The following is a 22,396-nucleotide window of genomic DNA, read 5'->3' on the forward strand; positions in this document are numbered from 1 at the left end:
GCAGAGCATGAACCGGCGCGCCATGTGGAAAGCCAAACACGCATTCGCCCCGATAGCTGCAATCGCCCTGACATTGTCCCTAACGGGCTGCGGGCAGAAATCCTCCGACGCGGCTCCCGCCGACGCGCCCCTTGCCGGCGCGGCGATCGGTGGGCCGTTCGATCTGGTGGATTCGGCAAGCAAGCCCGTCAAATGGTCAGACTTCGACGGCAAGTACCGCATCGTCTATTTCGGCTACACCTATTGCCCCGATGTCTGCCCCACCGATGTCGCGCGGATCATGCAGGGCTTCGCCAAGTTCAAGGCGGAGGAGCCTGAACTGGCGGCGCAGGTGCAGCCGATCTTCATCTCGGTCGATCCAGAACGCGATACCCCGGCCAAGGTGGGCGAATTCACGCATGCCTTTTCCGACGATCTCCTCGGCCTGACCGGCACGCCCGAACAGGTGAAAGCCGCGGCCGACGCCTTCAAGGTGTTCTACAAGAAAGGCGAGATGTCCGCCGGCGGCGGCTATCTCGTCGATCACAGCGGCATCACCTATCTGATGGGCCGCAAGGGCGAGCCCATAGCCTTGCTGCCGGTGGACAAGGGCCCCGAAGCAGTTGCGGCAGAGCTTGCGCGCTGGGTGCGCTGACGCCGCGATGGACAAGCTGGGCAACCAGAAACTGCGCTACCGCTTCTGGGAGCTGCCCCTGGCCGATCTCAATCGCGCCGAGTGGGAGGCCCTGTGCGACGGCTGCGGGCGGTGCTGCCTGCACAAGCTGGAGGATGCAGATACGGGCGAAGTGGTGGACACCAATGTCGCCTGCCGCCTGCTCGATACCCGCACCGGCCAATGCAAGGATTATCGCAATCGCAAGGCCTTCGTTCCGGATTGCCTGCGCCTGACGCTCAAGCTCGTGAAGGAAATCCGCTGGCTGCCCGATAGCTGCGCCTATCGCCGCCGGGCGGACGGACGCCCCCTGCCCGGCTGGCATTATCTGATCTCGGGCGACCGCAATGCTGTGCACGCGGCGGGCGTTTCGGCGGCCGGCCGCGCGATCAGCGAGACCGAGGCCGGGCCGCTGGAACACCATATCGTCGAATGGGCCGATGCAGGAGACGAGTGGCCGAAAGGCGGCACATGATCGACTGGCTGCGCCGCGCTCCTGTCGATCCGCGCATGGAACTGTGCGGGCGGCAGGTGCCGGTAACGATCCGCCGCCACCCCACTGCCCGGCGCATGACCTTGCGCCTCGCCCCCGATGGCAGCGAAGTGCGCCTGACCCTGCCCCGCTGGGGCCGCACGCTCGACGGGCTCGATTTCGCGGCCAGTCGCCGCGACTGGCTGGAGGCCCAGATGGCGCGTCTGCCATCAGCCACGCCGCCCGAGGCCGGGGGCAACCTGCTCTATCGCGGCGAGGAACTGGCAATTCACTGGCACGAGAGGGCCCGCCGCCGCCCGGCACTGGAAGACGGCAGACTGATGCTGGGCGGGCCGCAGGACGGCATAGCCCCGCGCCTGAAGCGCTGGCTGGAAGCCGAAGCGTTGCGGCACCTGGAGGCCGATCTCGCCCATTACTGCTCCGCCGCAGGGAAACCCGCCCCGCCCCTGCGCTTATCGCGTGCCCAGCGCCGCTGGGGCAGTTGTGCCAGCGATGGCACGATCCGGATCAACTGGCGGCTGATCCAGGCGCCTGACCATGTGCGTCGCTCGGTCGTGGCCCATGAAGTGGCCCACCTTACCCATTTCGACCATTCGCCTGCCTTCCACGCCCTGCTCGAGGATTTGTTCGAAGGCGACGTGAAGGCCGCCAACCACTGGCTGAAGGCGCATGGACGGCGGCTCTACGTAACCTTCGGCTGAGCCTGCTGCGCGGAAAGGCTGGCGAAGCGGCGCGCCAGCGCCTACATTCGCACCATGGCTTTCTGGCGTAATGTTTCCCCTGTGGGCGCGGCAAAGGATTTCGCGCATGTCTGGCGTGGCAATCCCTATCGCTGGCGCGTGCTGGCGATTTCCATCGCCGGGACGGCGGGCCTGATGGCGATCATGATCCCCAAGAGCGAACGTATCATGCCGCGCCAGCCGGAAGTGACCTTCATAACCACCTTTGCCGCAGGCCGCAGCGACGCGGAGATCGAAGCCACCAACATCGCGAACCAGAAGAAGCAGGATGCCATTCGGGTCAAGCTTGCCGAGCAGGAAGAGTATCGCAAGAATCTCTACCGCCAGCTCGGCCGCATGACCGGCGTCGACGTCGACAAGATGGAACGCGAGATCAAGCAGGAGCAGGCGGAAGAAGCCGCCGCTGCGAAGATCGAGGCGCAGAAGGCCCAGCAGCAGGCCATCAAGGCCGAGCAGGAAGCGGCCGCGAAGGCGAAAGCCGATAATCCCGCCGAAAATCCCGGAACCGGGGCACAGCCCGTTGCCGCCCAGTAAGGACGATGCACGCTGGCTGTCCGCCGCGGCCGCCTTGGCCGTGCGCGGCAGGCCGCTGAGCCGCCCCAACCCGGCTGTGGGCGCAATCCTGGTGAAGGACGGCATCGTGGTGGGCGAAGGCTGGACGCAGCCCGGCGGGCGCCCTCATGCCGAGGCCACGGCCCTTGCACAGGCAGGCGAGGCCGCACGCGGAGCCACCCTTTACGTCACGCTGGAACCCTGCGCCCATGAAAGCCCGCGCGGCCCCTGCTGCACCGATCTGACCATCGCGGCCGGAGTGGCGCGAGTCGTGGTCGGCATCGAAGACCCGGACCCGCGCACTGCGGGCGACGGGATCGCCCGGCTGGGGGCTGCCGGCATTGCGGCGGAACTGGCGAACGATTCCGCCTGCCGTGCCAGCCTGGCCGGCTATCTGATGCGCAAGGCCGGCGGGCGGCCCTTCGTAACGCTCAAGCTTGCCCTGACGGCGGATGGCTTCATTGCCCGCACGGACGGCACCAGCAAATGGATCACCGGGCCCGAAGCGCGCGCCCATGCCCATCTGGAACGCGCCATGAGCGATGCGATCCTTGTGGGCGGCGGCACTTTGCGCGCCGATGCGCCCCGGCTCGATGTGCGCCTGCCCGGTCTCGAGCATCGCAGCCCCCGCCGCTATGTGCTGACGCGTGGTGCTTCTCCCGAAGGTTGGCATCATCTCGCCTCGCCGCAGGCCATCGCCGCTCTCGCCGATGTGCAATATCTGATGATCGAAGGCGGATCGGAAGTCGCTGCCGCGTTCCTAGATGCGGGACTGGTCGACCGGCTGCTGCTCTACCGCGCGCCCGTCATTTTCGGCAGCGGCATTCCCGCCTTCCGACTGCCCGGCCCCGGCGGCATGCCCGACGGCTGGATGCTTGCCGACCGCCGCCAGCTTGGCAGCGACTGGATGGAAGTCTATCAGCCCGCCTGACACAGGAGGCAGCATTGTTCACCGGCATCGTTACCGCCATCGGCACCGTCCGCCAGAGCGAGCAGCGGGGAGACCTGCGCGTTACCATCGCTTGCTCCTATGACCCGGCAGGCATCGCCATCGGGGCGTCCATCGCCTGTTCGGGCGCCTGCATGACCGTGGTGGAAAAAGGCGGCGAAGCCGGAGACGCCTGGTTCGCAGTCGATGTTTCGGGCGAGAGCGTCTCTCGCACCGTGCCGGGCATGTGGGACGCGGGCTCGCGCCTCAACCTCGAACAGGCCCTGAAGCTGGGCGACGAACTGGGCGGCCATATCGTGACCGGCCATGTCGACGCGGTAGGCCGGATCGTGCGGATTGCGCCTGAAGGCGATTCGGCGCGCTTCACTATCGCTGCCCCGGCGGAACTCGCCCCCTATATCGCGCCCAAGGGCTCGATCGCGGTCAATGGCGTCTCGCTGACAGTGAACGAAGTGGAAGACCAGCCGGATGGCACGGTCCATTTCGGGCTGAACATCATCCCGCATACGGCCGAGGTGACAACCATCGGCACGCTCGAGCCGGGCCACGCGGTCAATCTCGAGATCGACACCATGGCCCGTTATCTCAAGCGGATGCAGGATCTGCGGGGCTAAAATCCTCCCCGAAACGGGGAGGGGGGTGTGCCCGAAGGCGAGCCCCCTCCGTCATTCGCTACGCGAATGCCACCTCCCCTGAAGGGGAGGAGCTATCTCAAGCCGTAACCGCCGCCAGCGCGCCGATGAACTTGTCGATATTGCCCATGGTCAGGCCGGCAATGTTGATGCGACCGGAACCCGCCATGTAGACGCCGTGTTCTTCACGCAGCTTGAGGATCTGCTCCGGCGTCAGCGCCAGCATGGAGAACAGGCCGTTCTGCGTGGCGCAAGGCGTCAAGTCGAGCGTGCCGACCTTGCCCGCCGCGCCAAGGCGATCGCGCACCTGCCGCATGCGGGCGCGCATATCGTCCAGCTCGTCCAGCCACAGCTTGGTCATGCCCGCATCGCGCAGGACCAGGCGGACCGCCGAAGCGCCGTGATCCGGCGGCATCGACCAGTTGGCACGCGCCAGCGTGTGGCCGTTCGACATGATCGCGCCGACCAGCGAGGGGTCGGCAGCCATTGCGTAAGCCGCACCCACACGATCGCGATAGAGGCCGAAATTCTTGTCGCAGCTATAGGCGATCAGCGCTTCGGGCACCGAGGCGAGCACCTTGCGTGCGCCATAGGCATCCGCTTCCATGCCCAGGCCAAGACCCTGATAGGCCAGGTCGAGGATGGGGAGCACGCCGGTTTCTGCCAGCAGGGCCGCAATCTCGTCCCACTGCTCGTCGGTATAGTCGATACCGGTGGGATTGTGGCAACAGCCATGCAGCAGCACGGCATCGCCCTTGGCGGCCGATTTCAGCGCGCTGCGCAGGGCCTCCATATCCGCCGTGCCATCGGCGGCGGCATGATTGAAGCCCTTCATCTGCATGCCCAGATCCTTCAGGATCTGCGCGTGGTTGGGCCAGCTGGGCGTACCCATCAGCACAGTGCCCACGCCCGCATGCTTGGCCAGCGCCAGGGTAATGCGCACGGCACCCGTGCCGCCCGGCGTCTGCATGCCTTCGATCCGGCCGCCCATCGTGGGGTCCGAGCCGAAAATATAGGGCATCAGCGCATGGACGAAGCCCATGTCGCCTTCAGGGCCGAGATAGGCCTTGGAATCCTGTTCCTCCACCAGCTTGCGCTCGGCAGCTTTGACCGAAGCGAAGACCGGGGTCGCGCCGTCATCGGTGCGATAGACGCCCACGCCAAGGTCGATCTTGTCGGGGCGGGTATCCGCATCATAGAGCTTGATCAGCGCAAGAAGCGCATCGGGCGGCTGTTGGGTAAGGTTCTCGAGCATGGCGCGCCCCTAGCCGCGCCTGCCCCTTCGGGGCAAGCCAGAAAAACGCGCTGGAACCTCGCAAATGGGCGCCCTGTCCCCAGATAGACACAAGCTCCAGACGCAAGGGGGAAAGCGAGCATGTTTGAAGCCATCCTGATTGCGCTGGGAGCAGCGATCGTCGCGCTGGTCGCTTCGGGCTGGATGATGGCCCGGGCACGCCGGAACGCCATGCCGCCAAAGCCGCGGAATCGGGGCGGCGAACTCGTCCTGATGATCGGGATGGTCTTTTCCAGCGTGCTCGATCCAAAGGCCCGGATCAGCGCCGACCAGATCGACGAACAGAAGCGGATTCGGAAGAGCGAATCGGGGCGGGAGAACGAATGATCGCCGCCCCGCATTCAGCTCAGAAGGGCAGCCACTTCTGCTTCTTCGAAAACTTCATATAGCCGACATTGATGCCCAGCCGCAGGCCCGCGCCCATACGCACGGGGATCAGCACGACATCGCCCTTGCGCAGATAGGAGACGTGGAAGCCCCCGATCAGATAGGCCTGCCCTTCGCCTGCGCCATAGGTTTCGAACAGGTCCTGCGTGTCGAACAGATTATAGACCAGCACGAAGGTGTTCGCGGCATTTGCCCCGATATCCACCCCCAGCGAAGGGCCGCGCCAATAGACCGGCTGCTGGCCTTCCACCTTGTGATAGAGCGTGCCCGAGCCATAGCGTGCACCGAAGATGAAGGCGCCGCCACCCTCACGCCCCACGATATAGGCATTGGGCTCGCCCTGCTTCTTGAGGATATCTTCGATCATGCGGGCCAGACCTTCGGCACCCTTGCCGAACACGCCTTCTGCCGCGCCGATCAGATCGTCTTTCTTGTAGGTCTCGCCCTGTCCGCTAGTGGAAGCCTGCGTGGCCGCGCTGGAGGCATCGGCCGAAGTGGCGGCCGAAGTGGCGGCCGGCGGGGCGACAGGCTGGGCCTCCAGCACCTGTTCGCCCGGCGCGGGATAGGGATCGACCACCGGGGGATCCTGCGCGGGCGGCGGCGAATAGGTGGGCTGCCAGGTGGGTTCCGACGATGCGGGCGGGCCCGCCAGATCGCCGTCGATCGTGGCGGAGGGATCGACCGTCTCGATCTGCGCGGCCGCCGGCTGTGCGGCCAGCAGCGCGGTACAGGCCAGCGCGCCCAGCACTCCCCGCAATTGCGCGGCTTTCTGGCCGATGGCGTTAAGTACGGTCATTGCATCCCCTCAGGTCCGGGCCGGATTGGCTGATCCTTCAAAAGAATCCCCTTGGCCTGAAGCGGCAATGAACGCGCGGCGAGGTGAGTCCGATTTGCGGCAGAGCGAGTCCGCGACGGGATGTGAAAAAAGGAGCAAAAGTTTTCAGGATCAACACTTGCCGCCCCTCCAAGGCCTCGTTATAGCGCCCGCCCATTGCCGCTGCGATCCGGAGACGTGGGTGAGTGGCTGAAACCAACGGTTTGCTAAACCGTCATACGGGTAAATCCTGTATCGAGGGTTCGAATCCCTCCGTCTCCGCCACGGTTTGAACGGCGCATATGCGCCGCCTTCCCTCAGAAATGGCGAAAAGCTCCCCGTTTGCGGGGAGGTGGGACAGGCTTTGTGCCGGGCAGGCCGCGCCTGCCCGGCCACGCCCGGCCATGTGCGAGGCTATGCGCTCAGTCGCCCAGCCACAATTGGTGGCTATCGATCCGCAGTTTGGTGATGGCGCGCTGTGCCTCGGTGCGGGCGGTCGCTTCTGCGCGGAAGGCATCGTGGACCATGCGTTCGGCCAGCAGCCGGTCCGCCAGGTCGATTTCGCCAAGCTCGAAGCCCTTGCGCAGCTTGGTCAGCGCCGCAATCTGGGCGTTGAGGCCCTCTCTCGCACGTTTCCATGCCTCGAAACGGAACGTGGCCTCGGCCACGTCCGAATCCGCCATTTCGCGCACGGAGAATCGCGCCAGTTGCGCGTCGGCCTGCGCCGCACTGGCATCGGCCGCCGCCTGATCGCTCAGCGCCGCGCGGTGTCCGCCGCCCAGGGGAACCGAGAACAGGAGCCCCGCGCCCCTTTCGGCCCCACCCCGCTCGGAGAAAAGACGCAGGCCGAAGGAGGGATCGGCCACTTTCTCGCGCCGGGTGCGCTCGGCAAGGCTGTCCATCTTGCGTGCCTGGGCATCGGCCGCGGCAATCTCGTGGCTATTGGTCAGCACCAGCTCGCGATAATGTTCCAACCCGCCTTCGGGAATCGCCGGCTGCGGCACTTGCGGCGCCTCCAACGGCACGGCCAGCGCAGGGAAATGCGCCGCCAATCTCGCGCGGGCGACATTGGCCCGGCCGGTGGATTGCTCCGCCATCAAGCGAGCCGAACCGAGCGCCGCCTCGACCTGATCGGCCTCCAGCGGGGCGGCGTCCTTCAATTCCACCCGGCGCTTCACGGCCGCGAGCGCCTGTTCGTAATTGGCAACCGCCTGCCGGTCGACCTCGGCCTCGGCAGAGGCTTCCAGCCAGTCCCACCAATGGCCTGCAAGCAGCAGAGCCGCCTGATGCTTGGCATCTTCGGCCATGTTTTCCGCCGCGTCGACGCCATGCTGACCGATCTCCCGGTCGAGCTGTGCCTTGCCGGGCAGGCGGAAGGCGCGGCTTACCTGCGCGTCATATTCGTCGAACGTGCCTTCCTGATCGATCGTGCGGCGATTGTAGGCGCCGGTGAAGGTCACTTCGTGCGAGCCCTTGGCGCGCGCGCGGGCGTCGGCTCGGGCAGCTTCGACCTTCGCGCGAGCGGTCACTACCGAAGGATGATCGTCGAGAGCGGTGTTCACCGCCGCCGCATCGGGCAGGCCCGCCTCGGCAGAAAGGGGCGCGGCAATGGCCAGCAGGGGCAGCAGGATAAGGATCGTTTTGCGCATCGGTTCAGCCCTCCGCACCGAGGGGTTGCACCGGGTTCTCGCGATCGCCCGCCTCGCGTTCCGCGGGACTTTCCCCGAAGCGGTTATAGAGAATCGGCAGCAGGATGAGAGTGAGCAGCGTGGCCGAGACGAGCCCGCCGATCACCACGATGGCCAGCGGCTTCTGGATTTCCGAGCCTGGCCCCGTGGCGAAGAGCAGCGGGACGAGGCCGAAGGCAGCGATAGTGGCTGTCATCAGCACCGGGCGCAGGCGACGTTCCGCCCCGCGCCGCACGGCTTCGGCCAGCGGCATGCCTTCATCGCGCAATTGCCGGAAATAGCTCACCATAACGAGGCCGTTCAGCACCGCTATACCCAGCAGGGCGATGAAGCCTACCGACGCGGGAACCGAGAGATATTCTCCCGAGGCGGCGAGCGCGATCATCCCGCCGACCATGGCGAAGGGGATGTTCACCAGGATCAGCAGCGAGGCGCGGACCGAGCCGAGCGTGAAATAGAGGATCGCGAAGATCATCAGGATCGAGATCGGCAGCACCACGGCCAGGCGGGCACTGGCACGCTGCTGGTTCTCGAACTGGCCGCCCCAGACGATGCGATAACCCGGCGGCAAGGTGACATTCTGCGCAATGTCGGCCTTGGCCTCGTCGACATAGCCGACGAGATCGCGGCCCGAGACGAAGGCCTGCACCATGGCGAAGCGCGAGCCGTTCTCGTGCTCCAGCTTCACCGGCCCTTCGACACGGCGCACAGTCGCAATGTCACTGGCGCGGACCAGCTGCCCGGAGGGGGAGCGAAACAGCTGGTCCGCAAAGGATTCGGGAGTCATGCCCTGTGCGCCATCGGCACGCAGCATGATCGGTACGCGGCGGCTGCCTTCGGCGACCACGCCGGCCTGCATGCCTTCCACCTGGGCCCGCATCATGTCCTGCAGATCGTTGATGGGCATCCCGGCGCGTCCGGCCGCGACGCGGTCGATATCGACCTGGAGATAATCGACCTGATCGTTGGCCACCGTCATTGCCTCGCTGGTGCCGTCGATGGTTTCGAGCCGCGCCTGAATTTGCCCTGCCAGCCGCGACAATTCGCCGAGGTCAGGCCCAAACAGCTTGAGCGCAAGGTCGCCGCGCGCGCCGGTGAGCATTTCGGAGGTGCGCATCTCGATCGGCTGGGTGTAGCTGGGCTCGATGCCGGGGAACTGGTCGAGCACCTTGCGGATCTCGTTCACCAGCCACTCCTTGTCCTTCACGCGCCATTCGGAACGCGGCTTGAGCTTGATGAAGCCGTCGCTCTCGTTGAGGCCCATCGGATCGAGCCCGATCTCGTCGGAGCCGACGCGCATCACGATCTGTTCGACTTCGGGAACGGCCTCCATCACGGCCTTCTGCACCTTGAGATCGCCCGCGACGGAATGGTCGAGCGAGACAGTTGGCAGCTTGGAGAGCTGGAGCACGATAGAACCTTCATCCATCGTCGGCAGGAAGGTCTTGCCGGTGATCGAATAGGCCCCGACCGTGAGCAGCAGCGAAGCCCCCGCAATCGCGAAGACGCGCTTCTTGTGGGCAAAGGCAGCGCCCAGCGTGCGCGAATAAAAGGGCGACAGCTTGCGCATCACCCAAGGCTCGTGATGCCCTTCCTTCACCTTGAGCAGGTAGAAGGCGAGCACCGGGATCAGGGTGAGCGAGAGCAGCAGCGCCGAAAGCAGCGCCAGCACGATAGTGAGCGCCACGGGGGAGAACAGCTTGCCCTCCAGCCCTTCCAGCGTCAGCAGCGGCAGGAACACCAGCGCGATGATCGCCATGCCAGAGGCGACGGGCTTGGCCACTTCGGCAGCGGCGATGAAGATGTTGTGCAACTTGCCGGAGCGGGCGTGTTTCGGATCGCTGAGGCGTTCTACCACGTTTTCGACCACCACAACGGCCCCGTCCACCAGCATGCCCACCGCGATGGCAAGGCCGCCAAGGCTCATCAGATTGGCCGTAAGCCCGATGGCACGCATGAAGATGAAAGTGAGCAGGGCCGCCATCGGCAGGGCCAGCGCGACGATCACCGAGGCACGGAAATCGCCCAGGAACAGCAGCAGCAGGATCACGACCAGCAGGGTCGCCTCCAGCAGCGCTTCCTCCACCGTGCCCACGGCATGGGCGATCAGTTCGGAACGGTCATAGAAGGGGACGACCTTCATCCCTTCGGGCAGGCTGGGCTTCAGTTCCTCCAGCCGGGCCTTCACTCCGTCCACCACCTTGGAGGCATCGGCCCCACGCAGGCCGATGACGAGGCCTTCAACTGCTTCGCCCCTGCCGTTCTCGGTCACCGCGCCATAGCGCGTGCGGCTGCCCAGGCGGACATTGGCGACATCGCCCACCCGCACCACTGCGCCATTGGCATTCTTGACCACCACGGAAGCGAGATCGTCCAGCGTGCGGATCGCACCGGTAGAACGCACGATCAGCGCCTCTTCCCCGGTGACGATGCGGCCTGCACCGTCATTGCGGTTGCCGCTCTCGATCGCGGCGGCAAGGTCCGCCGTGCTCAACCCGGCGGCGGCAAGCGCGCCGTTGTTCGGCGCGACTTCGAAAGTCTCGGCAAAGCCGCCCAGCGCATTGACGTCCGCCACGCCCGGCACAGTGCGCAGGGCAGGCCGCACGACCCAGTCGAGCACACGGCGCTTCTCGGCAAGGCTCTGCGGGCCTTCCAGCGTGAACATGTACATGTCCGACAGCGGAGTGGAGATCGGCGCCATGCCGCCTTCCACCGTGGCAGGCAGGTCGCCCATCACGGCATTGAGCCGCTCCGACACCTGGCTGCGGGCCCAATAGATGTCGGTCTTGTCGGAGAAATCGATAGTGATGTCGGCAATCGCGTATTTCGCGACCGAACGCAGCACCGATTGGTTGGGGATGCCCAGCATCTCCATCTCGATCGGCGCGATCACCCGGCTTTCGACTTCCTCGGGCGTCATACCGGGGGCCTTGAGGATGATCTTCACCTGAGTGGAGCTGATGTCCGGAAAGGCATCGATGGGCAGATTGGCGAAGGACCAGCCGCCGATTGCAGCCAGCAGCGCGGCAATGCCCAGCACTGCCAGCCTGAGCGAAAGCGCCTTTTCGACGAGCGAGCGAAGCATGGGTGCCTTACTCCGCCGTCATGGCCTTGAGTTCGGCAATGCCGCTCACCGCGACCGCCTCACCCGGCTTGAGTCCCTCGGAGATATAGGCCCTGCCCGCAGCCTGTCCGGTGACCGTGACCTTGCGGCTGACGAAGCGGTTGCCGCTGCGTACGAAGACAGTGTCGTCCTCGCCGATGCGGGTCACGGCCGTGGCAGGAACGGCTACTCCCGGCCGGGCGCCCTGCCCGGCGATCACCACCATCACATTCTTGCCCGCCACAAGTCCGGGTGCCGCACCGATGCTGGCCTTGGCCATGATCGAGCGCGTTTCCGGATCGAGCGAAGGCGCGACGGAGAGAATCTTGCCGCCGACGATCATCGGCTTGCCATCCTCGCCGGTTCCCAGTTCCACTTCCACCGGCATGCCGGGGCTGACGGACTTCGCCAGCCGCTCCGGCAATTGCAGGTCGACGCTATAGGCACTGGCATTCTCGATCACGAACGGCGCGGTCATGCCGTCGACCGGGCCGCCGGTTTCGACTGCTACATGCGCCACGCGACCAGAGATCGGGGCCCGCAAGGTCATGGTTCCGTCAGGCCCGGCGCCTGCAAGCGAAACGAGCCGCTGCTGCTCCGAGACCGACGCGCGCGCCTGCTTCAAAGCGGCCTGTGCCTCTTCGGAACGGGCTTCGGCAATCACGCCTTCCTTCGCCAGCTGCGCCATGCGCTTCGCCCGTGCCTCGGCAAGGCCGAGTTCGGCTTGCGCGCGCGCAAGCTCGCCGCGGATCTGGGTCGGCTCTGCCGCGCGGACCAGCGCCAGGGCCTGTCCGCGTGCAACTTCCTGCCCTTCGATCACATAGATGCGCACTGCCGCGCCGGGGAAGTTCGACGTAACCGCCACGCGTGCTTCCGGCGGCAGGCTGATCTGGCCAGGCACCGTGCCCAGCGGAACCGTGTCGACCGCCTGCGCGGGCGCAGTGACAATGCCCAGCCGCTTCATCTGCGCGGCATCGAGCGTGCCGGCGGGCGCAGCCGCTTCCTGCGGCTCCTCGGCCGATTTGTCGGAACAGGCCGCCGTCAGCGCAAGAGCGCAGCAGGCAGCAAGCGGCGAAAGGATGCGTCGGGTCATGACGCAGGGAATGTCGACCCAAGCTGACAACAACTTGTCAGATTGGCAGGCTCTTGTCAGTTTTCGCTTTCAATGCGGGCAGAAGAAGGAGTGAACCCTATGCGCCTGCTGCTGGTGGAGGACGATGCCGAGCTGGGCCGGAGGCTGAGCGAGCGCCTGCGCAGCGCGGGCTTCGCCGTGGACCTCGCGCGGGACAGTGCAGAAGCGGAAGACTGGCCCGATCTCGACAAGATGGGCGCGATCATACTGGACCTCGGCCTGCCCGATGGCGACGGGCTCGACCTGCTGCGCCAGTGGCGCGCGAAGAAGGTCGATTGCCCGATCCTGATCCTCACCGCGCGCGGAAGCTGGCAGGACAAGGTGGAAGGCCTCAACGCCGGGGCCGACGATTTCGTGGTCAAGCCGGTACGTTTCGAAGAACTGCTCGCGCGGCTGAACGCCCTGTTCCGCCGCCATGCGGGCAAGCGCGAGAGCGGGATCGTGCTGGGCGACCTCGCGCTCGATCCGCTGACCCATTCGGTGACGCTCAAGGGCGAGACGCTGGACCTCGCCCGGCAGGAATTCCGCCTGCTGCACCTGTTCATGCGCCGGGCGGGTCAGGTGCTCTCGCAGGGGGACATCCTCGAAAACCTCTATGAGCTCGACGCCCCGCGCGAACTCAATACGATCGAAGTGATGGTGGGCCGCCTGCGCCGCAAGATCGGCAAGGAACGCATTACCACCCTGCGCGGACTGGGCTACAGGTTCGAGAAATGACTTCCGCCCATCCTGCGTCCCTGCCCCCGGCCCGCGCCCAGTCAGGCAGCCTGCGCCTGCGCTTCCTGCTGGCGGTGATGCTGTGGGTGGTGCTGGGGATCGGGTCGATCTGGATTTCGGCCACGCGGGTCTTCACAAGCCATGTGGAACAGCAGTTCCATGACGAGTTGAACGTCCATGTGCGCGAACTGGCGCGGCTGACGGAGATCGACGCCGAGGGCCGCCCCTATCTGATCCGCCCGCTGTCCGATCCACGCTATGAGGTGCCGCTCTCGGGCTATTACTGGCAGGTAAATGCAGCGAGCGGCGCGGTCCTGCGCTCGGTTTCGATGACGCGGGGCAATCTGGACGACGAGGTGGCCCATTCCCACGCGATCGCCCATCGGGTGGAGGAAGGGCCGACCGGCCCGGTGATCGCCTATGGCCTCGCCCGGCCTGACAGACGGGGCGGCGAGATCCACTTCGTCATCGCAACCGACCAGAATGAACTCGACCGGGTGGTGGATGACTTCACCGGCGAACTGACCCTCGTGCTGGCCGTGCTGGGCCTGCTGCTGCTCGCCACCGGCTTTGCGATCATCCGCTATGGCCTGAGGCCACTCAACCGTCTGGGCGAGGCGATTGCTCGGCTGCGGCAGGGGCAGGCCGTGCAACTGGAAGGCGCATATCCTTCCGAAATCGCCCCGCTGGCGGATGACCTCAACGATTACATTCGCCAGAATGCCGAAATGATCGCCCGCGCCCGCGTGCAGGCGGCCAACCTTGCCCATTCCCTGCGCACGCCGCTGGCGGTGGTGACCGACGAGGCCGAGCGGCTCGCCGAAGGAGACAGGGCGCCCGAATCCGCCCGCGTCCTGCTCGATCAGGCGCGGATGATGGAACAGCAGATCGAATATCAGCTCGCCCGGGCCCGTTCGGCTGGCGCGAGGGTGCCGGGCTCCACCAGCACCCTGCCCGATCTGTTCGTGCCGATCCTCAGCGCGATGAAGCGGCTGCATCCCGATATACGCTTCGTGCTGCGCAACGAGCTTGCCAGCGAATGCGTGCTGCAGGCCGATCCGGTGGACCTTTCGGAACTGGTCTCCATCCTGATCGACAATGCCGGCAAATGGGCCTCCTCCACGGTGACCGTGGGAGTGAAAGACTCACGCGGCCATGTGCGGATCGCGGTTGAGGATGACGGTCCGGGCATGACCGCCGAACAGATCGCCCGCGCCTTCGAAGTGGGCATGCGGTTCGATCCGGACAAGCCGGGCTCCGGCCTCGGCCTCGCCATCGCCAGGGACATTTGCGAAAGCATGGGCGTGCAGTTGAAGCTCAAGGCCGGGGCTGCCGGCCTTGTCGCCCAGATCGACTTCGGAGAGCCCGCTTAGGGCACCCGCTTAGGGCAGTGCCTAAGGCTTGAGGCGCTTCGCCGGAAGCTTCACTTCCGCCACTTGCCCATCCGCCAGCGCGTCCTTCGCCAGCACGAAGCGATAGGTGCCAGCCGCCACCTGCCAGCCCCTGGGCGTCCAGTCGGCAAGCACGCGCGATTCAAGCGGGATCGTGACCTCCCGCGCTTCCCCCGGAGCAAGCTCCAGCTTGGCGAAACCCGCGAGGCGGCGCAGTTTTGTGCCATTGGCATCGGCAAGATAGACCTGCGCCACTTCGGCGCCTGCGCGGCCGCCAGTGTTGCGGATCGTGACCCGCGCGGTCAGCCCATCCTTGCCCGAGGCGACCGAAAAGCCCTCTGCCGCAAAGCTGGTGTAGCTCAGCCCGTGGCCCATGGCGAAGAGTGGCGCCTTCCCCTCCCGCGCGAACCAGCGATAGCCGATATCGGCACCCTCGATGTTGTAATCGACGTCCAGCTTCTGGCCCGGCGCACCGACGCCCACGAAATTGGGCTCGACTTCGCCCAGACCGGGGAGTTCCGGGCGGGGCAATTGCGCAACCGATGCGGGAAACGTCACCGGCAGGCGGCCGGACGGATTGACCTTGCCGAACAGGACATCGGCAATCGCCTCGCCCCCACGCGCGCCGGGATACCAGGCTTCCAGAATGGCTTTCACGTCGTCCTTCCACGGCATCGCCACCGGCCCGCCGGTCTCCAGCACCACGATAGTATTGGGATTGGCCTTCGCCACTGCGGCAATCAGCGCATCCTGCCCATTGGGCAGCGAGAGATCGGCCACGTCGAAGCCCTCCGTCTGGTACTGAGTGGCAAAGACGATGGCGACATCCGCCTGGGAAGCGGCCAGCGCGGCCTCCGCAGGATAGGCCCCATCGCGATATTTCACTTTTGCTTCCGGAACAGCCGCGCGGATCGCGGCGAGCGGGGCCGAGCGGTTATAATCCTGCCCCAACATGGCCGCGAATGGCCCGTTCCCATCCTGCACGCCCGGGATCGTGATGGAGGGCCCCTCGTCTCCCAGCACTTTGGACGATCCGCCACCTACCGGCGTGCCCGCATCTGCATGGCCGCCGATCACCGCGATGGACCGGACATTCGGCCCCAACGGCAAGATCCCAGCCGGATTGGTGAGCAGAACGATCCCCTCCTGCGCGACCTTCAGGGCGACTTGCGAATTGGCCGCCGCGTCCATGGACCCGATCGCCGCCGGATGCGCATCGAGGCCATTGTCGTAGATCGCATGGAGGATGGCGCGAGCCATCTCCCCCAGACGCTTGCGATAGGCCGGGTCGGACTGCGCCGCCGCCTTGAGTTGCTCACCGAAGAAGGGTTGGGGGTCGATCGGAGAGCCCGATTGCTGGTCGAGCCCCGTCAGCGCGTAATCGAGCCCGTCGACCGCGCCCCAATCCGACATCACGAAGCCGCGATAGTTCCAGTCGCGCCGCAACACGTCGGTCAGCAGCCATTCGTTCCCGCAGCTCTGCGCGCCGTTGGTGGCGTTGTAAGCGCACATGATCGAACCAGGATCGCCCTGTTCCAGCGCGATCTCGAAGGCCAAGAGATCACTCTCCCGCAAGGCCTTTTCTGCGATCACCGTGTTCATGAAGGCCCGGCCGGTCTCCTGCGGGTTGATCGCGAAATGCTTGACGGTGGAGACCACGTGGTTCGACTGGATGCCGCGCACCGCCGCGCCGCCCAGCAGGCCGGAATGGAGCGGATCTTCCCCCAGATATTCGAACGTGCGCCCGTTGCGCGGGTCGCGCATCAGGTTGATCCCGCCCGCCAGCATCACGTTGTAGCCCTTGGCCCGTGCTTCCGAGCCGATCATGCGGCCGCCCTGTTCGATCAGCCCCACATTCCATGTCGCGCCCTGTGCCGTGCCGCTGGGCAATTGCGTGCCGCCATTCCCGCGCGCGCCGCTGATCCAGGTGACGCCGAGGCTGGCATCGGTTTCGTGGAGGGCGGGAATGCCCAGTCGCTCGATCCCGGGGATGAAGCCGGCGCCGGGGCGGGAGCCTTCGGGCGCGGGCTGGTCGCCCCGTGCGGTGGTGAGCAGGCCGAGTGTGAGCGTGATCCGCTCGTCATCCGTCATCTGCGCTTCGGTCGCTGCGGCGCGGGCCGCGGCATCGTCCGGCGCCTTCTCCCTGGCCTGCAGCGGCACGCTCAAGGGCAAGGGGGCGAGTGCGATCAGCGCGATGGCGGCAATGCCGCGCAGGCCGGCGATGCGGGCAGATTTCGACTTCACAATGGCATCCTTCCCCTGGCCCACCGGATGGCGGACGGGACGCAAGGCATGCTTGCCTTTTCATCCCGAATGAGACAACGTTGTCCCAACACCCTGCTGCGAAGCGCGCCGCTTGTCAAATTGCATGACGCGCCGGGCCCTGCCGGGAACGACATCCTTGGGAGAGGACCGCATGAAATATTACGCCAGATTCGCCCCGCTTTGCCTTGCCGGACTGGCGCTGACCGCACCGCTTGCGGCCCAGAACGGCGGGCAGGTTGCGCCCAAAAGCTGCCTGCCGCAGGGCTTCTTCCCCGGCCCGGCCACTTACAAGTCAGTGGAGCAGCTGCCTGACGGACGCGTGACCTTCCGCCTCTGCGCGCCCGCCGCAAATCAGGCGCGCGTAACCAGCAACGATATCGATCAGGCGATCCCGATGGGGATGCAGCCCGGCACGCAGCGCGGGCTGGCCATGACGAAGGACGATACCGGCCTGTGGAGCGCCACCACTGCCGTGCCCGTCCCCGCCGATACCTATCGCTTCAACTTCGAGGTCGATGGCGCGCGGGTTCCCGATCCGCAGGCAACCACTTTCAGTCATGAACGGGTAGGCACCAATTCCACGTTCGAGACCAGAGGGCCGGAAGGCGATTTCCAGACCTACAAGGCCGATGTCGCGCATGGCGCGGTCAGCCGGATCGATTACTGGTCCTCCGCGCTGGGGCAGAAGCGGCAGGCCTATGTCTACACCCCGCCGGGCTATTTGAAGGACGGCAAGTCCTATCCGGTGCTCTATCTGGTCCATGGCGCGGGCGACAGCGCCGATAGCTGGACCAGCGTGGGCCATGCCAATTACATTCTCGACAATCTGATCGCCAAGGGCGAGGCCGCGCCGATGATCGTGGTCATGCCGTTTGGTCACACGCCCGACCGGCCCAATGCGACTGGGGGCGGCAACATGCTGGACAACACCGACTTCGGCGACGACCTGCTGGGCGATCTGATCCCCTATGTGGACGCCAATTTCCGCACCCTGGCCGACCAGCACCACCGGGCAATGGCCGGACTTTCGATGGGCGGAGCCCACACTTTGCGCTTTGGCCTCACTCATCCCGATACCTTCGATTATATCGGCATATTCTCGATGGGCCTCGGGCTTGCCGGACCGGACGATGTAGAGCGTTATGAAAATGCGAACGATGCAGCCCTGCGCAAGGCGGCCCGCGATCTGGACCTTGTCTATTACGCCATGGGCAAGGAGGATTTCCTTTATGGCAGCGTGGCGCCGACCCGCGCGATGCTGGATAAATACGGAATCAAACATACCTACCATGAGTCCGGCGGCGGCCACACCTGGATCAATTGGCGGCGGTATCTCGCCGATTTCGCGCCGCGACTGTTCCGCTAGGCGCCGCAAAAACTGTCCCAAGATCGGAAAGGTTCCAAAAAACCACCTGTTTTCAAATTCTTCGCTTGCTGAAAGCCCCATGGCGCTGGCATGCTCCTCGCACTCAAAGGGGGAGCATTGAGTGTGGAAACCGATCTGATTGTGATCGGCGGCGGCTCTGCGGGCTGCGCCGTGGCGGGCCGGCTGGCCCAGGCCGGAAAACGCGTCGTATTGCTGGAAGCGGGCAAGGATGCCCGCGACATCCGTTCGCGCGTGCCCGCGCTGATGGGCAAGCTGGTCCAGAACCCGGAATTCGACTGGTGCTATTTCAGCGAACCCGATCCCTCCGTGGGCGGCCGCCCCTCGCCCTGGCCCGCCGGCAAGCGGCTCGGCGGCGGCAGCACGATCAACGGAATGATGTTCATCCGCGGCCATGCCTGGGACTACGACCGCTGGGCAGAGCTGGGCGCAACCGGCTGGGACCATACTTCCTGCCTGCCCTATTTCCGCCGGTTGGAAGATAACGAGCGCGGCGCGGACGAATGGCGCGGCACCGGCGGCCCGATCGCGGTTTCCGAATGCCGCAGCCGCTATGGCGTGACCGAAAAATGGATCGACGCCGCCTGTGAGGCAGGTGTCCACCGCTCGCCCGACCTCAATGGCGAACTCGCCGAAGGGGTCGATCATATCCAGCTTTCCCAGCGCAGGGGCTGGCGCAGCAGTGCGGCATCCTATCTCGACGGGCTGGGTTCGGGCCGCAAACCCGACGTTGTGACCGAAGCCGAAGTGCTTTCCATCCAGGTGGCCGATGGCCGCGCCCATGGCGTCACCTATCTGCGCGGCGACCAGCGCCACAGCCTGAGCGCGCGTGACGGCGTGGTGCTGTCGGCAGGGGCGCTCAACACGCCGCGCCTGCTCATGCTGTCGGGCATCGGCCCGGCGGCTCACCTGCGCGAAATGGGCATCGACGTATTGTGCGATCTGCCAGGCGTGGGCGGCAATCTGCAGGACCATGTCGGCCTGCACCTGATCAACGGCGTGGACATGCCCACGTTGAACAACGACGCGCATGGCCTGCGCGCGCCGCTGCAATTGCTCCGTTTCATCTTCGGTGGACGCGGCGCGCTGACCACCGGTATCGGCCATGCCCAGGCCTTCGTGCGCGGCAGGCCCGGCCTGCCCGTGCCCAATCTGCAATTGGCCTTCTCCGCCTTCTCCTTTGAAGTGACGCCGCAGGGGAATGTGCTGCTCAAGCCCGAATCCTCGGTCGCCACCTTCATCGGGCTGATGCGCCCCAGCCATCGCGGCCGGGTGAGCCTGCGCACACCCGATCCCTCGGCTCCGCCCCTGATCGAGCACCAGCTGCTCGGCGGCGACGACGATGTCGAGCAATTGGTGGAGGGGATCGCACTGGCGCGCCGGATCATGCGGCAACGCGCCATTTCCCCGCACGTGCTGCAGGAAATCCGCCCCGGTGCCGATTTCGAGAGCAAGGAAGCCCTGCGCGATTATGTGCGGCTGGCTTCCATGTCGATGTTCCACCCGGTGGGCACGGCCAAGATCGGTGCGGACAGCGATCCTGAGGCCGTGCTCGACGCGGATCTGCGCGTGCGCGGCGTGCGCGGACTATGGGTCGCGGATGCCTCCGTCATGCCCACCATTCCCCAGGGCAACACCAATGCCACCTCGATCATGATCGGGGACAAGGCGGCCGATCATATCCTTCGGGGCCTCGACTGACCGGCAGGGCAGTAACCGTTCCCCGGTTTTTCCACTTGGTGGCCGTTCAGAAATTGCCATTCCGTCAACAAAGCCGCATGGTAGGGGCGAATTGGGGGAATGGCATGGCTGGCGCCTCTGCGCGCCGGCGGGATCGTAAAACGACTGGTTCGGGGCAAGTAGATGGTGGCGAATTCGGCGGGCGGGAATGCTGCGCAACCGGAAGGGGACGAAAGCTCTTTCGGAGTTTACCGCAGAGGCTCGGCCACGCCCGAAATCTCTTTCACCATCTCGCTGGTGCTGGCCGCACGCCGCTGGCGCTCGCTGCTGGACGAGAAGCTGCGCCCGATCAATCAGAGCGCCGCGCGCATGGAAGCCATGGCCGCGATCATGAACTCGCCGCCGCTCAGCCCGCAGGTCGATATCGCCAAAAGGCTGCGGATCGAAGGCCCGACGCTCACTCGCATGCTCGATTCGCTGGAAAAGGACGGGCTTGTCGAGCGCCTGCCCGACCCGAACGACCGTCGCACGAAATTGCTGCGCCTTACGCCCGAGGGCGAGGCTGTGCTCAAGGACGTCTTCGCCATTGCCGATGAATGGCGGTTCCGCCTGCTCGACGGATTCACTGAAGAGCAGAAGGAGCAGGCAACCAGCTTCTGCGGCGAACTCGTTACCCGGCTCGACCGGGGCCTTGCCGATCCGGACTAGACCGTCCGGCGCCGCTCGATTGCGCGCCACCCGCTTTTGATTTAGCCGCCTTTCGATAATTCGGGAGACGGTATGAGAACGGGTAAGGGCAATTCCGGCCAGCAGGTCCACTCCAACGGCACGGTGGCCGATGCCATTGCAGCCATGCTGAAGCGCGAGGGGGTGGAGATCGTCTTCGGCTATCCCCGCAACCAGATCCTCGAAGCCGCTGCCCGGATCGACATCCGCACCATCATCGTCCGCCAGGAACGTACCGGCCTGCACATGGCCGACGCCATGAGCCGCATGACCAAGGGCGAGAAGATGGGCGTCTTCGTGATGCAGCAGGGCCCCGGCGCGGAGAACGCCTTTGGCGGCGTGGCACAGGCCTATGCCGATTGCGTGCCGGTGCTGGTGATGCCGCAGGGCTATGCGCTGAACCAGGCCTATGTGCCGTATAATTTCAACTCGGTCCGCTCCATGGCCAGCGTCGCCAAGCATGCCGAACCGCTGACCAATGGCCGCGACGTGGTGGCAGTGATGCGCCGCGCCTTCGCCATGCTGCGCAACGGCCGCCCGCAGCCGGTGGTGATCGAACTGCCCTATGACATTCTCGACCAGCAATTCGACGCACCGATGGATTATGCCCCCGGCAAGGTCGCGCTGAGCCAGCCTGCCCATCCCGATATCGAAGCCGCCGCCGATGCGCTGATCGCAGCGGAAAATCCGGCGATCTATGCCGGGCAGGGCATCCACTGGTCCGAAGCCTATGACGAGTTGAAGGAACTCGCCGAACACCTCGCCATTCCGGTGATGACCAGCCTGCCGGGCAAGAGCGCCTTTGACGAGACGCACCCCCTCGCCCTCGGTTCGGGCGGCAACGGGATCAATGGCTGCGTGCGCAAATGGCTGGACGAATGCGACCTGCTGTTCGGCATTGGCTGTTCCTTCACCGCCACTTCCTTCGGCCTCGCCATTCCGGCGGGCAAGCGCGTGATCCACGCCACGCTCGACCCGCTCGATATCGACAAGTCCGTGCCCAGCGAACTGGCGCTGATCGGCGATGCGAAGCTGACCCTGCGCGCGCTGATCGAAGCGGTGAAGGCCCGCTCCCCCCATCGCCGCGATGCCGCGCCCGTGGCAGCGAAGATCAAGGCGGTGGAGGCCGAATGGCTGGCCAAATGGATGCCCAAATGCACGCAGGAGACCTCGCCCCTCTCCCCCTATCGCGTGTTGTGGGATCTGCAGCAGACAGTCGATGTCGACAACACCATCATCACCCATGACGCGGGCAGCCCGCGCGACCAGCTCGTGCCTTTCTGGAAGAGCACCACGCCGCATTCCTATATCGGCTGGGGCAAATCCACCCAGCTCGGCTATGGCCTCGGCCTGGTGATGGGCGCCAAGCTCGCCTGCCCGGACAAGCTCTGCATCAATGTCTGGGGCGATGCCGCCATCGGCTTTACCGGCACCGATCTGGAAACCGCCGCGCGCGACCGGATTCCGATCCTGTCCATCCTGCTCAACAACGAGGCAATGGCGATCGAACTGCCGATCATGCCCGAAGCGACCGAGAAATACCGCGCGACGGATATTTCGGGCGATTACGCCGCCTTCGCCCGCTCGCTCGGTTGCCATGGCGAACGGGTGACGCAGGCGAGCGAGATCGTTCCCGCGCTGAAGCGGGCACTGGCCGCCATCGATGCCGGCCAGCCCGCACTGGTGGAATTCATCACCGAAAAGGAGACGGTGATTTCGAGGGGGTAATCGTCATTGCGAGCGTAGCGAAGCAATCCAGGGACGGATGCAACCGCCCTGGATTGCTTCGGGGCTTTG

19 protein-coding genes and 1 tRNA gene are annotated in these 22,396 nt (G+C 65.5%); 14 read left to right on the forward strand and 6 right to left on the reverse strand.

What is annotated here, in order from left to right:
* The first annotated feature begins 22 nt into the window (after nt 1-22).
* The 6 genes from WFP36_RS15590 to WFP36_RS15615 are packed head-to-tail and all read left to right on the forward strand — an operon-like array spanning nt 23 to nt 4,000.
* On the forward strand, nt 23-634 hold the full coding sequence (locus tag WFP36_RS15590; RefSeq protein ID WP_336981841.1) for an SCO family protein: 612 nt from the start codon (nt 23-25) through the stop codon (nt 632-634).
* A gap of 7 nt (nt 635-641) precedes the next feature.
* Nucleotides 642-1,127, forward strand: coding sequence for a YcgN family cysteine cluster protein (locus tag WFP36_RS15595; protein WP_336981843.1), 486 nt, complete (start codon nt 642-644; stop codon nt 1,125-1,127).
* Entirely contained in the window at nt 1,124-1,846 is a 723-nt protein-coding gene (locus WFP36_RS15600; RefSeq protein WP_336981936.1) for a M48 family metallopeptidase, read from the forward strand. The genes WFP36_RS15595 and WFP36_RS15600 overlap by 4 nt, the downstream gene beginning before the upstream one ends.
* 54 nt (nt 1,847-1,900) lie before the next feature.
* Entirely contained in the window at nt 1,901-2,419 is a 519-nt protein-coding gene (locus WFP36_RS15605) for a hypothetical protein (RefSeq protein ID WP_336981845.1), read from the forward strand.
* On the forward strand, nt 2,406-3,368 hold the full coding sequence (gene ribD / locus WFP36_RS15610) for a bifunctional diaminohydroxyphosphoribosylaminopyrimidine deaminase/5-amino-6-(5-phosphoribosylamino)uracil reductase RibD (RefSeq protein ID WP_336981847.1): 963 nt from the start codon (nt 2,406-2,408) through the stop codon (nt 3,366-3,368). The genes WFP36_RS15605 and ribD overlap by 14 nt, the downstream gene beginning before the upstream one ends.
* A gap of 14 nt (nt 3,369-3,382) precedes the next feature.
* Entirely contained in the window at nt 3,383-4,000 is a 618-nt protein-coding gene (locus WFP36_RS15615) for a riboflavin synthase (protein ID WP_336981850.1), read from the forward strand.
* A 97-nt stretch (nt 4,001-4,097) separates the two neighbouring features.
* On the opposite strand, the gene WFP36_RS15620 is transcribed toward WFP36_RS15615, so the two are convergent.
* Nucleotides 4,098-5,273, reverse strand: a complete 1,176-nt coding sequence (locus WFP36_RS15620) for an amino acid aminotransferase (RefSeq protein ID WP_336981852.1) — start codon at nt 5,271-5,273, stop codon at nt 4,098-4,100.
* A 120-nt stretch (nt 5,274-5,393) separates the two neighbouring features.
* Here WFP36_RS15620 and WFP36_RS15625 point away from each other — a divergent pair, with 120 nt between their 5' ends.
* The gene (locus tag WFP36_RS15625) at nt 5,394-5,639 is read left to right on the forward strand and encodes a hypothetical protein (protein ID WP_336981854.1); all 246 of its coding nucleotides are present in this window, start codon (nt 5,394-5,396) and stop codon (nt 5,637-5,639) included.
* Nucleotides 5,640-5,658: 19 nt separating this feature from the next.
* Here WFP36_RS15625 and WFP36_RS15630 read toward each other — a convergent pair whose 3' ends face one another.
* The gene (locus tag WFP36_RS15630; protein WP_336981856.1) at nt 5,659-6,495 is read right to left on the reverse strand and encodes a DUF1134 domain-containing protein; all 837 of its coding nucleotides are present in this window, start codon (nt 6,493-6,495) and stop codon (nt 5,659-5,661) included.
* Nucleotides 6,496-6,705: 210 nt separating this feature from the next.
* Here WFP36_RS15630 and WFP36_RS15635 point away from each other — a divergent pair.
* Nucleotides 6,706-6,798, forward strand: a tRNA-Ser gene (locus WFP36_RS15635).
* A 137-nt stretch (nt 6,799-6,935) separates the two neighbouring features.
* Here the strand turns inward: WFP36_RS15635 and WFP36_RS15640 are convergent.
* Genes WFP36_RS15640 through WFP36_RS15650 form a run of 3 tightly spaced genes read right to left on the reverse strand, consistent with a single transcriptional unit; the run spans nt 6,936 to nt 12,397 of the window.
* Complete coding sequence (locus WFP36_RS15640) at nt 6,936-8,162, reverse strand: TolC family protein (RefSeq protein WP_336981858.1); 1,227 nt, start codon at nt 8,160-8,162, stop codon at nt 6,936-6,938.
* Between the two features lie 4 nt (nt 8,163-8,166).
* Nucleotides 8,167-11,286: an efflux RND transporter permease subunit gene (locus WFP36_RS15645; RefSeq protein ID WP_336981859.1), complete on the reverse strand. Its 3,120-nt coding sequence runs from the start codon at nt 11,284-11,286 to the stop codon at nt 8,167-8,169.
* A gap of 7 nt (nt 11,287-11,293) precedes the next feature.
* Complete coding sequence (locus WFP36_RS15650; RefSeq protein ID WP_336981860.1) at nt 11,294-12,397, reverse strand: efflux RND transporter periplasmic adaptor subunit; 1,104 nt, start codon at nt 12,395-12,397, stop codon at nt 11,294-11,296.
* Nucleotides 12,398-12,496: 99 nt separating this feature from the next.
* On the opposite strand from WFP36_RS15650, the gene WFP36_RS15655 reads away from it, so the two are divergent.
* Nucleotides 12,497-13,153: a response regulator transcription factor gene (locus tag WFP36_RS15655; protein WP_336981861.1), complete on the forward strand. Its 657-nt coding sequence runs from the start codon at nt 12,497-12,499 to the stop codon at nt 13,151-13,153.
* Nucleotides 13,150-14,526: a sensor histidine kinase gene (locus WFP36_RS15660; RefSeq protein WP_336981862.1), complete on the forward strand. Its 1,377-nt coding sequence runs from the start codon at nt 13,150-13,152 to the stop codon at nt 14,524-14,526. The genes WFP36_RS15655 and WFP36_RS15660 overlap by 4 nt, the downstream gene beginning before the upstream one ends.
* Before the next feature lie 21 nt (nt 14,527-14,547).
* Here WFP36_RS15660 and WFP36_RS15665 read toward each other — a convergent pair whose 3' ends face one another.
* The gene (locus WFP36_RS15665) at nt 14,548-16,788 is read right to left on the reverse strand and encodes a beta-glucosidase family protein (protein WP_336981863.1); all 2,241 of its coding nucleotides are present in this window, start codon (nt 16,786-16,788) and stop codon (nt 14,548-14,550) included.
* A 172-nt stretch (nt 16,789-16,960) separates the two neighbouring features.
* On the opposite strand from WFP36_RS15665, the gene WFP36_RS15670 reads away from it, so the two are divergent.
* The 4 genes from WFP36_RS15670 (at nt 16,961) to WFP36_RS15685 (ending at nt 22,327) form a co-directional block, all read left to right on the forward strand.
* Nucleotides 16,961-18,175, forward strand: a complete 1,215-nt coding sequence (locus WFP36_RS15670) for an alpha/beta hydrolase (protein ID WP_336981865.1) — start codon at nt 16,961-16,963, stop codon at nt 18,173-18,175.
* 123 nt (nt 18,176-18,298) lie between these two features.
* Entirely contained in the window at nt 18,299-19,894 is a 1,596-nt protein-coding gene (locus WFP36_RS15675) for a GMC family oxidoreductase (protein WP_336981938.1), read from the forward strand.
* 162 nt (nt 19,895-20,056) lie between these two features.
* Complete coding sequence (locus WFP36_RS15680) at nt 20,057-20,581, forward strand: MarR family winged helix-turn-helix transcriptional regulator (RefSeq protein ID WP_336981867.1); 525 nt, start codon at nt 20,057-20,059, stop codon at nt 20,579-20,581.
* A gap of 72 nt (nt 20,582-20,653) precedes the next feature.
* Complete coding sequence (locus tag WFP36_RS15685) at nt 20,654-22,327, forward strand: thiamine pyrophosphate-requiring protein (RefSeq protein WP_336981869.1); 1,674 nt, start codon at nt 20,654-20,656, stop codon at nt 22,325-22,327.
* The last annotated feature ends 69 nt before the right edge of the window (nt 22,328-22,396 follow it).

The organism is Fulverythrobacter fulvus, assembly GCF_037154085.1.
In the GTDB taxonomy this organism is placed as follows: domain Bacteria; phylum Pseudomonadota; class Alphaproteobacteria; order Sphingomonadales; family Sphingomonadaceae; genus Andeanibacterium; species Andeanibacterium fulvum.

What these genes read in the sequence shown, in the direction of transcription:
- WFP36_RS15670 (WP_336981865.1), top strand. Translation starts at nt 16,961, where the DNA reads ATGAAATATTACGCCAGATTCGCCCCGCTTTGCCTTGCCGGACTGGCG.
- WFP36_RS15605 (WP_336981845.1), top strand. Translation starts at nt 1,901, where the DNA reads ATGGCTTTCTGGCGTAATGTTTCCCCTGTGGGCGCGGCAAAGGATTTC.
- WFP36_RS15680 (WP_336981867.1), top strand. Translation starts at nt 20,057, where the DNA reads ATGGTGGCGAATTCGGCGGGCGGGAATGCTGCGCAACCGGAAGGGGAC.
- WFP36_RS15600 (WP_336981936.1), top strand. Translation starts at nt 1,124, where the DNA reads ATGATCGACTGGCTGCGCCGCGCTCCTGTCGATCCGCGCATGGAACTG.
- WFP36_RS15590 (WP_336981841.1), top strand. Translation starts at nt 23, where the DNA reads ATGTGGAAAGCCAAACACGCATTCGCCCCGATAGCTGCAATCGCCCTG.
- WFP36_RS15655 (WP_336981861.1), top strand. Translation starts at nt 12,497, where the DNA reads ATGCGCCTGCTGCTGGTGGAGGACGATGCCGAGCTGGGCCGGAGGCTG.
- WFP36_RS15650 (WP_336981860.1), bottom strand. Translation starts at nt 12,397, where the DNA reads ATGACCCGACGCATCCTTTCGCCGCTTGCTGCCTGCTGCGCTCTTGCG.
- WFP36_RS15625 (WP_336981854.1), top strand. Translation starts at nt 5,394, where the DNA reads ATGTTTGAAGCCATCCTGATTGCGCTGGGAGCAGCGATCGTCGCGCTG.
- WFP36_RS15645 (WP_336981859.1), bottom strand. Translation starts at nt 11,286, where the DNA reads ATGCTTCGCTCGCTCGTCGAAAAGGCGCTTTCGCTCAGGCTGGCAGTG.
- WFP36_RS15630 (WP_336981856.1), bottom strand. Translation starts at nt 6,495, where the DNA reads ATGACCGTACTTAACGCCATCGGCCAGAAAGCCGCGCAATTGCGGGGA.
- WFP36_RS15595 (WP_336981843.1), top strand. Translation starts at nt 642, where the DNA reads ATGGACAAGCTGGGCAACCAGAAACTGCGCTACCGCTTCTGGGAGCTG.
- WFP36_RS15640 (WP_336981858.1), bottom strand. Translation starts at nt 8,162, where the DNA reads ATGCGCAAAACGATCCTTATCCTGCTGCCCCTGCTGGCCATTGCCGCG.
- WFP36_RS15660 (WP_336981862.1), top strand. Translation starts at nt 13,150, where the DNA reads ATGACTTCCGCCCATCCTGCGTCCCTGCCCCCGGCCCGCGCCCAGTCA.
- WFP36_RS15685 (WP_336981869.1), top strand. Translation starts at nt 20,654, where the DNA reads ATGAGAACGGGTAAGGGCAATTCCGGCCAGCAGGTCCACTCCAACGGC.
- WFP36_RS15620 (WP_336981852.1), bottom strand. Translation starts at nt 5,273, where the DNA reads ATGCTCGAGAACCTTACCCAACAGCCGCCCGATGCGCTTCTTGCGCTG.